The 13756-nt window shown below is 73.0% G+C and carries 10 protein-coding genes; 2 read left to right on the plus strand and 8 right to left on the minus strand.

Features of this window, described 5'->3' with window-relative positions:
* Positions 1–61 precede the first annotated feature (61 nt).
* On the plus strand, positions 62–883 hold the full coding sequence (locus ACWGI6_RS16480) for a TetR/AcrR family transcriptional regulator (protein WP_453268147.1): 822 nt from the start codon (positions 62–64) through the stop codon (positions 881–883).
* Here the strand turns inward: ACWGI6_RS16480 and ACWGI6_RS16485 are convergent.
* From ACWGI6_RS16485 to ACWGI6_RS16495, 3 genes are all read right to left on the minus strand, one after another.
* Positions 880–1953, minus strand: a complete 1074-nt coding sequence (locus tag ACWGI6_RS16485; protein WP_453268148.1) for an alpha/beta fold hydrolase — start codon at positions 1951–1953, stop codon at positions 880–882. The genes ACWGI6_RS16480 and ACWGI6_RS16485 overlap by 4 nt on opposite strands.
* A 202-nt stretch (positions 1954–2155) precedes the next feature.
* The gene (mreB, locus tag ACWGI6_RS16490; RefSeq protein WP_453268149.1) at positions 2156–3235 is read right to left on the minus strand and encodes a rod shape-determining protein MreB; all 1080 of its coding nucleotides are present in this window, start codon (positions 3233–3235) and stop codon (positions 2156–2158) included.
* Between the two features lie 176 nt (positions 3236–3411).
* On the minus strand, positions 3412–5526 hold the full coding sequence (locus tag ACWGI6_RS16495; RefSeq protein WP_453268150.1) for an FUSC family protein: 2115 nt from the start codon (positions 5524–5526) through the stop codon (positions 3412–3414).
* Between the two features lie 268 nt (positions 5527–5794).
* Between ACWGI6_RS16495 and ACWGI6_RS16500 the strand changes: the two genes are divergently transcribed.
* Positions 5795–6817: an alpha/beta hydrolase gene (locus ACWGI6_RS16500; RefSeq protein WP_453268151.1), complete on the plus strand. Its 1023-nt coding sequence runs from the start codon at positions 5795–5797 to the stop codon at positions 6815–6817.
* A 33-nt stretch (positions 6818–6850) separates the two neighbouring features.
* On the opposite strand, the gene ACWGI6_RS16505 is transcribed toward ACWGI6_RS16500, so the two are convergent.
* The 5 genes from ACWGI6_RS16505 to ACWGI6_RS16525 all read right to left on the minus strand — a co-directional run bounded on the left by ACWGI6_RS16505 (position 6851) and on the right by ACWGI6_RS16525 (position 13734).
* Positions 6851–6991, minus strand: coding sequence for a hypothetical protein (locus ACWGI6_RS16505; RefSeq protein ID WP_453268152.1), 141 nt, complete (start codon positions 6989–6991; stop codon positions 6851–6853).
* 102 nt (positions 6992–7093) lie between these two features.
* Complete coding sequence (locus ACWGI6_RS16510; RefSeq protein WP_453268153.1) at positions 7094–7954, minus strand: ABC transporter permease; 861 nt, start codon at positions 7952–7954, stop codon at positions 7094–7096.
* Entirely contained in the window at positions 7951–10650 is a 2700-nt protein-coding gene (locus tag ACWGI6_RS16515) for an alpha/beta fold hydrolase (RefSeq protein ID WP_453268154.1), read from the minus strand. The genes ACWGI6_RS16510 and ACWGI6_RS16515 overlap by 4 nt, the downstream gene beginning before the upstream one ends.
* A 158-nt stretch (positions 10651–10808) precedes the next feature.
* Complete coding sequence (locus ACWGI6_RS16520; protein ID WP_453268155.1) at positions 10809–11993, minus strand: hypothetical protein; 1185 nt, start codon at positions 11991–11993, stop codon at positions 10809–10811.
* Positions 11994–12240: 247 nt separating this feature from the next.
* The gene (locus tag ACWGI6_RS16525; RefSeq protein WP_393906231.1) at positions 12241–13734 is read right to left on the minus strand and encodes a CoA-acylating methylmalonate-semialdehyde dehydrogenase; all 1494 of its coding nucleotides are present in this window, start codon (positions 13732–13734) and stop codon (positions 12241–12243) included.
* Between the last annotated feature and the right edge of the window lie 22 nt (positions 13735–13756).

Here is a 13756-nt window from a genome sequence, read left to right on the forward strand (position 1 = left end):
GAGAAACTGTATCCGATGGACACTGTTCTGTGTACCCCGGACACAGTTTTAGGATGCGGAGATGGCTGGAGACGACGACAAGCACAGCGTGTTCGGGGATCAGGCGGGCAGCGTCGCGTTGCTGTGGGGCGGGCGCGAGCGGCCCAGTCGCGGCCCCAAACCGGCCCTGAGCCTGGAGCGGATCACGCGTACGGCCATGGCCCTCGCCGACGCCGGCGGGCTCGGGGCGGTCTCCATGCAACGGGTCGCGGCCGAACTGGACTTCACCAAGATGTCCTTGTACCGCTATGTGCCCGGCAAGAGTGAGCTGGTCGCGCTGATGATCGACACGGCGATGGGGGAACCCCCGGGCACACCCGCACCCGGCGGCCCCGGCCAGGACGACGGCGGACGGTGGCGGGTGGCGCTACGCACCTGGGCGGAGGCCCTGACGGCCGTCTACCACCGGCACCCCTGGCTGCTGGGCGCGGCCGTCGGCCCCCGCGTCATGGGCCCCAACGAACTCGGCTGGACCGAGCGCGCCCTCGCCGCGCTCGCGGACACCGGCCTGACCGGCGGCGAGCAGCTCGACGCCGTGGTCGTGGTGCACGGCCATATCCGGACCATCGCCGAGGTGTCGGCGTCGATGGGGCTGGACAGCGCGCGGGCCACGGAGCCCGAACAGGTCATGAGCGCCGCGCTGAACGAGCTGCTCGCCGGCCGCGCCGACCGCTTCCCCGCGCTCGCCGCGGCCGTCGCCGGCACCGGCGCCGACCACACCTCCCGTAACCAGGCGTGGGAGTTCGGCCTGGAACGGATCCTGGACGGTCTGGCGGCCTACATGGGCAGGGCGCAGGGCAGCGCTCAGGGGGTGGCCGACGGGTCAGGGCCGGACACCCCCTAGGGGGCCGTCCGAGCGGAGGGCGCGGGCAGGGAGTGCAGCCAGTCGAGGAGGAGTTGGTTGACCTCCTCGGGACGTTCCTGCTGGACCCAGTGGCCGCAGCCTTCGAGGATGTGGGAGGCGGACAGGCCGGGAAGGGTGCGGGGGAACGCCTTGATGGCGTCGGCCATCCAGTTGGTGGGGGCGTCGCGCTCCCCGCCGATGAAGAGCGACGGCTGCGTGAGGGCGGCCCCCTCCCAGGCGGCGAGGTCCTCCCAGTCCCGGTCGACGTTGCGGTAGCGGTTGAGTCCGCCGGTCAGGCCGGTGCGCTCGAACTCGCCCGCGTAGAAGTCGAGATCGGCGCCGGTGAGCCAGGGCAGGGACAGGCCGGCGGGGAAGCGGTCGGACAGCTTTCCGCCCGGGGGGACCGTGAACTGTCCGATGTGGCCCTCGTCGGACGGCGGCTCGGCATCGCCCGAGGCCACGGCGTAGAACCCCGCGAGCCAGCCGCGGACATCGGGTTCGATCTCCGACTCCGCCCGGCCCGGCTCCTGGAAGTAGCTGACGTAGAACTCCCCGGGCCCGCCGAGCAGGGCGAAGGCGTCGCTGGGCCGCATCCCGCCGCGGGGCGTGTACGGAACGCTCAGCATCGCCACGGCGGTGAAGAGGTCGGGCCGCAGCAGCGCCGTGTTGGCGGCGATGGGTGAGCCCCAGTCGTGGCCCACGATGATCGCGCTCTCCTCGCCGAGGGCGCGCAGCACCGCGACGTTGTCGGCGACATGGGCCAGCATCCGGTAGGCCGCCACGTCACGGGGTTGCGAGGAACGCCCGTAGCCCCGTACGTCGACGGCGACCGCCCGGTAGCCCGCAGCGGCGAGCGCGGGGAGCTGGTGGCGCCAGGAGTACCACGACTCGGGGAAGCCGTGGACCATGAGGACGAGGGGGCCGCTGCCCTGCTCCACCAGGTGGATGCGGCCGCCGGGGACCTCCACCGTGCGGCGGACCGCCTCGGGCGGCAGGCCGTCGGTCGGCCGGTGTGCCGGGGCGGCAGAGGAAGCGGGCGGCGTGGGCGGGGTCTTGGCGGACTGCGGCATGCATGCTCCTCGACGAGTTCGGCGGCGCCGGTGGTGGCGCGGCCTGTGGGTGGCGCAGGGCGCGCGGGTCACCGGCCGGCGCCGCCCGCGGTCCCCGCGACCGCTCCCCACGATCATGGCGGTGCCGTCACGGCGCACGCGAGGATTCTTGCCGCAACGGCAAACGCGGCCGGACGAAGGCCCCGCGCCCCGGGGCCTCCCCCTACAACCGCACGGTCCGCCGCGGTTGTTCCTTCGCGCCCGTCAGCAGGCCGTGCAGGGAGGCGAATTCGTCGACGCACTTGGCGGTGCCGTTGACCACGCAGTCCAGGGGCTGGTCGGCGACCACCACGGGGACGCCCATGTCCTGGCGCAGCCGGCGGTCCAGGCCGCGGAGCAGGGCACCGCCGCCGGTGAGGGCGATCCCGCGCTCGATGATGTCCCCGGACAGCTCCGGGGGGCATTCGTCGAGGGTGCGGTGGACGGCGCGGACGATCGCCTCGACCGGTTCGGCCAGCGCGTCGCGGATCTCCTCCTCGCTGATCTCCTGGATCCGGGGCAGGCCGCTGACGTGGTCGCGGCCGCGGACCGTGTAGGTGGTACGGCGGTCCGGCTCGCCCTCCTCGTCGACCTCGACCGGGGTCCGGACCGCCGAGCCGATCGCGATCTTGATGTCCTCGGCGGTGCGCTCGCCGATGGCCAGGGAGTGCTTCTTCTTGATGTGGGCGGCGATGGCGGCATCCATGGCGTCGCCGGCGACCCGTACGGACTGGGCGGTGACCAGACCGCCCATGGAGACGACGGCGACCTCGGTCGTGCCGCCGCCGATGTCCACCACCATGCAGCCGACCGGCTCGTCCACGGGCAGGCCGGCGCCGATCGCGGCGGCCATCGGCTCCTCGATGAGGTGCACTTCGCGGGCGCCGGCGCCCCGGGCGGAATCGATGACCGCGCGCCGTTCGACGCCCGTGACACCGGAGGGGACGCAGATGACCACCCGCGGCCGGGAGAACCGGCGGCTGGGCAGGGCCTTCTTCATCAGGGCGCGCAGCATCCGCTCGGCGGCGTCGAAGTCGGCGATGACGCCCTCCCGCAGGGGGCGCATCGCGGTGATCCCGGACGGCGTACGGCCGATGGTCCGCTTGGCGTCCGCGCCCACGGCGATCACCTCGCCGGCGGCGTTGACCGCGACGACGGACGGTTCGTTCAGCACCACGCCCTTGCCGCGGGCGTACACCAGGGTGTTGGCCGTGCCGAGGTCGATGCCTATGTCGTACGTACCGGACGAAGTGCTGGACGCCATGGGGGGTTCGTGTGCTCTCTCGCGACGGAGTGGGATCCTGGGGCATTGCGCCGCAGACAACCCCATGGGCGAGCAATGGCGTTCATTGCGGGCAATTGATAAGACTACCGGGGGCCCGGAATGGTTCCCTCGCGGCGGCCCCCCGGCGCATCGCCGCCGCCCTCCACGCCCCGGCCTCACCGGTTGCCGCTCCCCTCCGTCCCCGGGTCCGCCCCCTGCTCCGCGTCCGGCTCCCGGGACAGCGCCTCCGCCAGCTCGTCGAGGGCGTCGAGCTGCAGTTCCGCGACGCGCAGGGCGACACCACGGCTCTCGTCCTCCGCGTCCCACCTCTCCCATACGGCTCGCAGGTCACTCCAGTTCACTTCGCCCCGCTCCCGCACGGCGCCGGTGGCCTCCTCCAGGGAGGCGCGCAGCTCGAAGGCGAACGCGGTGGCACCGGGTGAGGCCGCGGCGTCCCGTTCGGGGAGATGGACCTCCAGGATCATCGTGCCCCGGCCCATCGTCGCGAGCGCGGCGCTGGCCGCGTTCGCCGAGGCGAGGGACAGACCGCGGTGGCGTACGGGTTCCTTCTCGGCGCGGGCCTCGCTCTCCTCCCAGGCGAGGCGGGCGGCGCGGGAGTCCAGCAGGGCGTCGCGGACCTGCCGGGGGCGGCGTTCGGCGGGCTGCGCATAGAGGTCGAACACGGCAAGGGCGTAGCGCCCGTTGGCCTCCAGCCATTCGGCGAGGCGGTCGCGGAGCTTGGGGGTCTCCCAGGCGGGGAACAGCGCGTACGACAGCATCGCGAGCAGTCCGCCGAGGAGGGTGAGCACGAGGCGTTCCTGGACGGTCTGCTCCCAGCCCGCACCGGCGAGGCCGAGCAGAAAGACGACATAGGCGGCCACACACGCCGAGGTCACCGAGACGCCGGTGCGCATCAGCAGATACATCAGCCAGACGCAGACCACGGCGAGCCCGGCGCTGACGTACATGCCCGGATGCGCCAGGGCCATCAGCGCGCCCGCCACGGTCACGCCGACGAGGGTGCCGATGAAGCGGGCGATGCCGCGGGAGTAGGTCTGGGCGAAGTCGGGGCGCATCACCATGACGGACGCGAGCGGCGCCCAGTAGCCGTGGCCGAACGGCAGCGCGGTGCCCAGCAGATAGCCGGCGCCGGCGACCGCGGAGACCCGGAGCGCGTGCCGCAGGATGTGCGAGGACCAGCGCGCCTCGCGGTGCAGGGAGCGCAGCGCGCCCGGCACCAGCCTGGGGACGCTGGGGCGCAGCAGATGGCCGCGCTCGGCCTCGGTGGTGGGGCGGGTGGCCCGGACCGGCTCGTCGGTGAGCTCGACGGCGTCGGCGAGCAGCGAGATCAGCCGGTACCCGGAGCGCCGGGCGGCCCCGTTGAGCATCGGGCCGGTGGCGGGGACCTCCAGAATGGCCATCGCCTCGGGGGGCAGCCGGACCGGTCTGGCGTGCCGTACCGCGTGGGCGACGGCGTCCAGGACGGTGGCCGCGGCGCCCAGCAGATCACGGGCCCGGTCGCGTTCGGGCCCTTCCAGAGGGGCGCCCACGACCGGGTCGGCGAGGGAGGCGAGGACCGGCCGGACGCGTTCGGCCAGGCCGCGGGGGCCGTGCAGTTGTACGGGGCGGCGCCTGGCCTGACGTGGGGTCACGGCGGAGGCCAGCCGGGCGTCCATCAGGGGCGACGGGTCGAACGGGGCGACCGGGTCGTGCCGCAGCCGCCGGGCGTAGTCCGCCTCGTCGGCCAGTGCGTCGGCGAGCGCATCGCGCTGGACGCCCCAGGGGCGGATCGGGAAGACCACGATGAGGGTGGCCTGGACGAGACCGCCGAAGAAGATCAGGGCGGCGTGCTCCAGTGCGCCGAGGACGGACGTCGGCAGGGTGACGGTGACCAGCATGATCGCCACGGTCTGGGTGCCGACCAGCCCGGCGACCGGGCCGATCGCCCAGGTCATCCCGGCCAGAAAGGTCCAACCGGCCAGCAGCAGGACGAAGGCGACGAGACGGGCGGCGGCCAGATAGCCGAGGAAGGTGGAGACCGCCAGCGCGCCGGCCACGGCGAGCGCGAGCACCGGGCGCGGCCGCATGCTGCGCTGGAAGGTGACGGTTCCGGCGGCGAACGCGCCGAAGGCGGAGGACACCGCCAGGGCCGGGTCGCCGCGCCACAGGCACAGGCCGATGACGAGGGCGACGCCGGCCGTGCCGCGGATGGCGATCAGCGGGGTGAGCTTGGTCCGCTCGATGGTCAGCCCCGAACGAGCGGCTTCCTTGAGCGCACGCGACCAGGTCATAGCGAGAGGATACGGTCCGAAGACGGGCGTTCCGGACTGCCCGGAGCGTGAGGGGTGTCCGCGCGTCCCGCCGCCCGCCCACCGGGAAAATCCCGGTAAACCGCCCTTCCGGTCTGCGTAAAACGTCCCAGGTCGCGAAGGGGATGGCCGGACTCCGGGCGGAGGTGCGAGCAAGCCGACACCCCGGAAGGGAAACCCGGGCCCGCACCGGCCCCCTCTTGCTGGTCAGCCGGGACAGCTCCCGGATGTCCGGCAAGGAGAAGGCCCCGTGCGCAAAGCCCTGTTCCATCCGGTGATCGCGCTGATCACCCTGACCGTTCTCGTCTGTACGGCCGGCTGCGGCACCGGCGCCACCGCCCAGGCCTCTCCGATACGGTTCGGCGGTCCCCAGGCGGGCGCGGCGCTGCATGCCATGCCCCCGGGCAAGCGGTCGCTGGTGCAGTGGCCCACGCGCCCGATCAGCTTCGACGAGGAGAGCCGGGTCGGCGGGGCCGGCCGGAACACCCCGATAGGCGTGACCACCCTGCACGGCCCGAAGTCGGGCTTCACCGGGAAGGTGTGGGTGTGGGCGCCGCCGGAGTACTACGAGAAGCGGAACGCGAACAAGGGCTTCCCGGTGATGGAGGCACTGCCCGGCTCGTACGGCTTCCCCCGCAACTACTGGATCGGCTCCGACCTCGAACTGGAGGAGAACCTCGCCCAGTGGTCCAGGAACGGCAGCAGCCTGCCCTTCATCGTCGTCATGCCGGTGCTCAACCCCGATGACAAGCAGTACTACGACGGCAGCGACATACCGGGCCGGCCGAAGATCGGCACCTGGCTCGGCCAGGACGTGCCCGATCTCGTACGGCAGAACTTCCGCACCCTCAAGACCCGCGACGCCTGGGCGATCATGGGCTCCTCCTCGGGCGGGTTCGCGGCACTGAAGAACGTGCTCCAGCACCCGGACACCTTCAAGGTGGCGATCCCCAACGGGCCGGACATCGTGCCCGACTCGCCGCTGTGGAACGGCCACGCCAAGGAGGAGCGGGAGAACAACCCGGAGGTACTGGCCCGCCGGCTGATGGCCCGCGGCGGACCGCCGGTCTACCTCGCCTTCCAGGACGGCTCCCGGGAGAACACGGTGCTGCCGAAGGTACGGCAGTTCATCGCCCGGTACGGGCACGGTCCGGTGCACACCCGGCTGCAGATCGTGCCGGGCGGCACGCACAGCGCGGCGACGTATGTACAGGGCATGGGCGAGGGCACGATGCGCTGGGTCAGTGCACACATGCAGGGGCCGACCGCCTGACCGCGGCGGCCGGCCCCGGCGGCACCGGGCTGCTCACTGCCCGCGGTCGACGTTCTGCAGGGCGATCGGGCGGGATTCCAGGCCCACATAGGCGGTGAAGGCGCTGCGGACCCCGCCGTCCCAGAAGGTGGTGACCGTCGCCCAGCCGACCGCGGCGGACCGGGCGGTGGTCACCTTGCCGACGGTGATCTTCCGCGGGGTGTTCAGGGTGCCCTCTGGACAGCCGACCGCCCCGAATGGTGGCAACCCGCCGCCACGGCCCCCGTCATGCGGCCGTCACGACACCACGTCCTTGTGCGCGAACCCCCGGAACGCCAGCGCGCACAGCACCAGCGCATACGCCACCGACACCGCCGAGCCCTGGATCATCCCGGCCCACTCCATCCTGGGCTGCAGCGCGTCCACCCAGGAGTACTGCCAGTGGGCGGGCAGCACATCGCGCCAGGCACCGAGGGCGGTGACCTGGTCGAGGACATTGCCGACGATGGTCAGCCCGACGGCGCCGCCGACCGCGCCCAGCGGTGCGTCGGTCACCGTCGACAGCCAGAACGCCAGGGCCGCGGTGACCAGCTGGCTGACGAAGACATAGCCGACCACGATCGCCAGCCGCGGCAGCGCCACCTCCGCGGGCAGCGCGCCGCCGGTGGGCAGTTGCAGCGGGCCCCAGCCGTACGCCGCGGTGCCCACGCCCAGCGCGACCAGCGGCAGCAGCAGCATCGCGGCGGCGCTGAACAGCAGCCCGACGGTGAGCTTGCTCAGCAGCAGCCGGGCCCGTGGGACCGGCGCGGCGAGCAGATAGCGCAGCGAGGACCAGCTCGCCTCGGAGGCGATCGTGTCACCGCAGAACAGGGCCACCGGGACCACCAGCACAAAGCCCGCGGAGACGAACAGGGCGGTGGCGGCGAAGTTGCCGCCGGAGGCGGTGGCGCTGTCCATCAGGGTGATCCGGCCCCCTCCGCGCCCGTTCGGGTCGCCGCCGATCGCGAACGCCGCCACCAGCACGAACGGCAGCAGCGCCAGCACGGCGGCGATCACCAGGGTGCGCCGCCGCCACAGCTGGCGCCGGGCCTCGACGCGCAGCGGAAGGGTGCGGCGCGGGCGGTAACCCGGCGCCCGCGCCGTGGCGTTCGCGGTCATCGGTCACCTCCGATCAGGGTGAGGAAGGCGTCCTCCAGGCGTCGGTGCGGGCCGATACGGTCCACCGCGACCCCCAGCCGGAGCAGTTCGGTGAGCAGTTGGGTGGGGGTCGCATCGCCCAGCCGCACGAGGAGGCCGCCCTCGGCGCGTACCACCGAGACGACACCCGGCAGCGCATCCGCCTTCTCCACCATGGCGTCGCCGACCGGTTCCGCGACACCGACCAGCAGGGTGTCGCCGGAGCCGACGATCGCGGCGACCGGACCGGCCTGCACCAGCCGCCCGCGGTCCATCACGACCAGATGCGTACAGCTCTGTTCGACCTCGGACAGCAGATGGCTGGAGACGATGACGGTGCGCCCGGCGGCGGCGTAGCGGATCAACACCTCGCGCATCGCACGGATCTGTGGCGGGTCGAGCCCGTTGGTCGGCTCGTCGAGAATCAGCAGATCCGGCAGGCCGAGCATGGCCTGGGCGATCGCGAGACGCTGCCGCATGCCCTGGGAGTAGGTGCGTACGGCGCGTTGCAGGGCGTCGCCGAGACCGGCGATCTCCAGTGCCTCGTCGAGATGCGCATCGTCGGCGGGCCGGCCGGTGGCCTGCCAGTACAGCTCCAGGTTGGCGCGGCCGGACAGATGCGGCAGGAAGCCGGCGCCCTCGATGAACGCACCGGCCCGCGACAGCACCGGAGCACCCGGCCGGACGGCCTGCCCGAAGATCCTGATCTCCCCCTCGTCGGGCGTGATCAGCCCCATCAGCATGCGCAGGGTGGTGGTCTTGCCGGCGCCGTTGGGCCCCAGCAGGCCGAGCACCTGCCCCTTCTCGACACGGAAGGTGAGGTCCCGTACGGCATACCTGTCGGCGGACCTGGCGTAGCGCTTGGTCAGCCCGCTGATGTGCAGCGGGACCTCGGCGAGCGCCGGGTCGGGCGCGGGCGCCGCGGCCTTGCGGCGGCCGGTGAGCAGCAGCAGCGCGGCGAGCACCGCGGCCGCGGCGGGCAGCTGCCAGGTCCAGGCGGGCAGCGGGACCGCCGCGCTGCGCACCCGGGGCGCGGTGGGCACGCTGAGCGCGCCGCCCTGCAGCGAGACGGTGTAGGTGGCGGGTTCGGCCGGTGAGGCATAGCCGAGGTCGGTGGCGGAGAGCACCAGTCGCAGCCGGTGGCCGGCCGCGAGGTCATGGTCGACGGCGGGCAGCCGGAGCCGCACGGTCCTGCCGTCGTGGGCGTCCTTGACCCGGTAGGGCGTGACGAGCTGGGACGGCAGCACCTGGCGGCGGCCGTCCGGGGCGACGTCGTAGACCTTGGCGAAGAACACCGCGTCCCGGGAGCTGGACCGCAGGTGGACGGTGGCGGTGGGGCTGCCGGTGAGGTGGACGGGGGTGCGCAGCGGCGCCGAGGCGAAGGCGGCGTACTGGCCGGGGAAGTCCAGGGACAGCCCGCCGGCGCCGAGCGAGGAGAGCTTGCCGAGCGCCCCGACACCGGGCATGGCGGACAGGGCGGGCGGTCCGGCGCCCGCCGGGTTGCTGAGGGTCTGGGTGCGGCCCGCGAGCCGGATCCGCCGCGGATCGTTGTCCAGGCCGGTGTAGCGGTCCGCGCTCGCGCCGCCCAGGCGCACGGCCCCGTCGGTGGAGTCCACTCCCCCGGTGCGGCTGATCCGGAACGCGGGCCCGGTGCCGGCGTGCTTGTCGCCCTTCAGATAGCGGTCGAACCAGGCCGTCGTACGGGCCTCCAGGCGGGCGGTCTCCCGGTCGCCGCCGTCGTGTCCGCCGGCGATCCAGTCGACATCGACCGGCGCGCCGTTCTTACGGATCGTCCGCTGCATGGCGTCGGCCTGGTCGAGCGGGAACAGCGAATCGGTCTGGCCCTGCATGATCAGGGTCGGCACCTTGATGCGGTCGCCGACGGCGGACGGGCTGCGGGACGCCAGGAGCCGACGGGCCGCGTCGTCCGGTCTGCCGTTGACGGCGACCCGCTCGTACGTCCGGCACAGCTCCGGCTCGAACCGCACGCAGCCGCCGGGAACCCTGGGCGCGGTGCCCGCCGGGCCGGTGGACGCGCCCCCCGGCCCGGTGGTGAAGAAGATCCCCGCCCACAGCTTCTTGAACACGCCGTGGGGGAAGAGGGCGTCGGCGAGATTCCAGTAGGTGATCTGGGGGGCGATGGCATCCACGCGCCGGTCGTAGCCGGCCGCCAGCAGCGAGATCGCGCCGCCGTAGGAGCCGCCGGCGACGCCCACCCGGGGATCGCCGGCCTTGTCGAGCCGGACTTCCGGGCGCTCGGCCAGCCAGTCGATCAGCCGCCGGACGTCGGCGACCTCGCCGTGCGGGTCGTTGAGCCCGATCTTCCCGGTGGACCTGCCGAAGCCGCGCGCCGACCAGGTCAGTACGGCGTATCCGTCCCGGGCCAGCTGCTCGGCCTGGGGGCGGAGGGTGGCCTTGGTGGCGCCGAAGCCGTGGGCGAGCAGCACCGCGGGCCGCCGCCCGCCGGAGTCCCCCGCCGTGAAGAAGGAGGTGTCGATCCGCACCTTCGCCTTGCTGCCGGGCCGGTCGGGCATGGTCAGCACCCGGTCCGCACGGTGTACGGCGGGCGCGGCGTCCGAGGAGGCGGCCGCCCAGGTGCCGCCTCCGATGAGGACGGCCAGCGCACCTGCGGCGGCGTACAGGCGCCGGCCGCGCAGTCTGAGACCTCGGAGATCCATACCGTGAATCCTAGGTACGGACCGGAGCGGGCGGCCGGTACCCCGGGCGGAACCCCGCGGCCTCCCCGGGGAGTAGGGTTCGCCGTTTCCGTACCGCGGATGCGGTACGGAAACGGCGGGCGGGCCGCGCCCCGCGGAACCTGGGTGCGGCCGGCCCGTCAGTACTGCGGGGGCCCGAATCCGCCCTGCGGGGGTCCGAACCCGCCCTGCGGGGGCGGCGGGGTACCGGACGGCATCGGCGGGGTACCGGGCGGCATCGGCGGGGCGCCGGCCGGGGGCGCCGGGCCGACGGGCGGCGGCGGCTGCCAGGACGGCGGCGCCTGCGGGCCGGGCGGCGGGGCCTGCGGGCCGGCCTGCGGCACGAAGCCGGGCGCGGCGAACTGCGGCGCCTGGGACGGCGGATACCAGGCGGGGACGACCGGCTCACCGCGGCCCATCAGGACGAGCAGGGCCGGCGAGCCCAACAGGTCGAGCAGCAGCCCGATGTCGCCGATGACGGTCAGGCCCGGCATGGAGCCGCCCAGCGTGAAGAGGGTGCCCTTGCCGGCCAGCCCGATCACCGTCACCACGGCGCCGGGCAGCGCCACGATCGCCAGCCCGAAGGCCAGGCCCCGGGCCCCGGCGCCGCGCGTCAGACTGCTCAGCGCGGCCACCCCGGTCAGCACGAGGAGGACCAGCGCGGACCAGCCGGGGGCCATGCTCAGCAGCGAGCTGAGGACGCCCTTGCCGAGGTAGAACATGGTGGCGGAGCCGGTGCCGCCCTGCACCAGCATGTAGAGCTGCCAGGCCAGGTTGCACAGCACCATCGCGCCGAGCAGCAGCCCGGCCGCCACACCGGCCGTACGGACCGGGCGCTTCGGCGGGTCACTGGGGGTGTGGCGCGGCCACGAACGCATCCCGGCGAGCAGCACGACGCCGGCGATGAACGACACCAGCACCAGCAACATGGTGCTGATGAAGACGCCTTCGAAGATCGTGGTGTCCTGGTCGGCGTGCAGGAACCAGCGGTTGTCGCTGGTGTGGGTGCCGGTGCTGATGACGGCCTGCAGGGCGGTGGCGAAGGTGAGCGTGGTGGCGACCGCCAGCAGTCCGCCCGCCGCCCGCCGGCCGGCGAAGGCCGCGACCACCGCGGCCAACTGAACGGCGGCGAGACCGATATGGAAGGGGGCGGTGACCTGGTTGATGCCGCCGGACCGCTGGCGGGTCCAGGATTCCCAGACCCCGTCGATGCCGAACTCGCTGAGGTCCACGGCCAGCCAGTAGGCCGTGAACAGGAAGAACAGCAGGCAAAATATCCCGCCGGTGATACGGGCGCCCTTGGCGAGCGCCAGGGTTTGCGGCATTTCGTCCCCCGGTTGTGTCGGTGCTCCGCGGGGAGCACCGTAGCAACGCACCGGGCCGCGGTCTCCCCCTGGACCGAGGGTCTCCCGGGCCCCCGGCACACCCGCCCCCGGACCTGCCCGACCCCCTGCCGGCGGGTGTCCGGCAGGGGGTCGGGTCAGGGCGACGGGGCCGGGGCGTCCGTCAGGTACCGCGCCCCTCGGTGACGGCTTCCGTCAGGGACGGCAAACCCGTCGGACCGTGCTTGCGTCAGTGGTTGCTGGGGAAGCCCAGGTTGATACCGCCGTCGGACGGGTCGGGCCAGCGGGTGGTGACGACCTTGCCGCGGGTGTAGAAGTGCACACCGTCGTTGCCGTAGATGTGGTGGTCGCCGAAGAGCGAGTCCTTCCAGCCGCCGAAGGAGTGGTAGCCGACCGGCACCGGGATCGGCACGTTCACCCCGACCATGCCGGCCTCGACCTCCAGCTGGAAGCGGCGGGCCGCGCCGCCGTCGCGGGTGAAGATCGCGGTGCCGTTGCCCCACGGCGAGTTGTTCATCAGCGCGATGGCCTCGTCGTAGGTCTCGACGCGGACCACGGACAGCACCGGGCCGAAGATCTCGTCGCGGTAGGCGTCCATCTCGGGCGTGACGTTGTCCAGGAGGGAGACACCCATCCAGTGGCCGTCCTCGTAGCCCTCGACGGTGTAGCCGGTGCCGTCGATGACGACATCGGCACCCTGGGCCGCGGCACCGGAGACGTACGAGGCGACCTTGTCGCGGTGGACCTTGGTGATCAGCGGGCCCATCTCGGAGGCCGGGTCGTCACCGGGGCCGATGGACAGCTGGTCGGCGCGCTCCTTGATCTTGCCGATCAGCGGGTCGGCGGTCTCGCCGACGGCCACGACGACGGAGATCGCCATGCAGCGCTCGCCGGCCGAGCCGTACGCGGCGTTGATCGCGGAGTCCGCGGCCAGGTCGAGGTCGGCGTCCGGGAGGACCAGCATGTGGTTCTTGGCGCCGCCCAGCGCCTGGACCCGCTTGCCGTTGGCGGTGCCGGTGGTGTGGATGTAGCGGGCGATGGGGGTGGAGCCGACGAAGGAGACCGCGGCGATGTCCGGGTGCTCCAGGATGGCGTCGACGGCCACCTTGTCGCCGTTGACGACATTCAGCACACCGTCGGGCAGACCCGCCTCGGCGGCGAGCTCGGCGAGCTTGAACGCGGCGCTGGGCACCTTCTCGCTGGGCTTGAGGACGAAGGTGTTGCCGCAGGCGATGGCCAGCGGGAACATCCACATCGGCACCATCGCCGGGAAGTTGAACGGCGTGATGCCGGCGACCACACCGAGGGACTGGCGGATCGACGCCACATCGACGCGGGTGGAGACCTGGGTGGACAGCTCGCCCTTGAGCTTCTCGGGGATGCCGCAGGCCAGCTCGACGATCTCCAGGCCGCGGGCCACCTCACCGAGCGCGTCGGAGTGCACCTTGCCGTGCTCGGCGGTGATCAGCCGCGCGATCTCCTCGCGGTGCGCATCGAGCAGCTCGCGGTACTTGAACAGCACCGAGGTGCGCTTGGACAGGGAGCTGGTGCCCCAGGTGGCGAAGGCTTCCTTGGCCGCGCCGACGGCCGCGTCGACCTCGTCGACCGAGGCGAAGGCGACCTGCTTCTCCTGGGCGCCGGTGGCCGGGTTGTAGACCGGGCCGAAGTTGCCGGAGACGCCCTCGACGGGCTTGCCGCCGATCCAGTGGCTGATGGTCTTCATGCGGGAGGGCCTTTCTGGGTGA

It is taken from the genome of Streptomyces sp. NPDC054786, assembly GCF_053611685.1.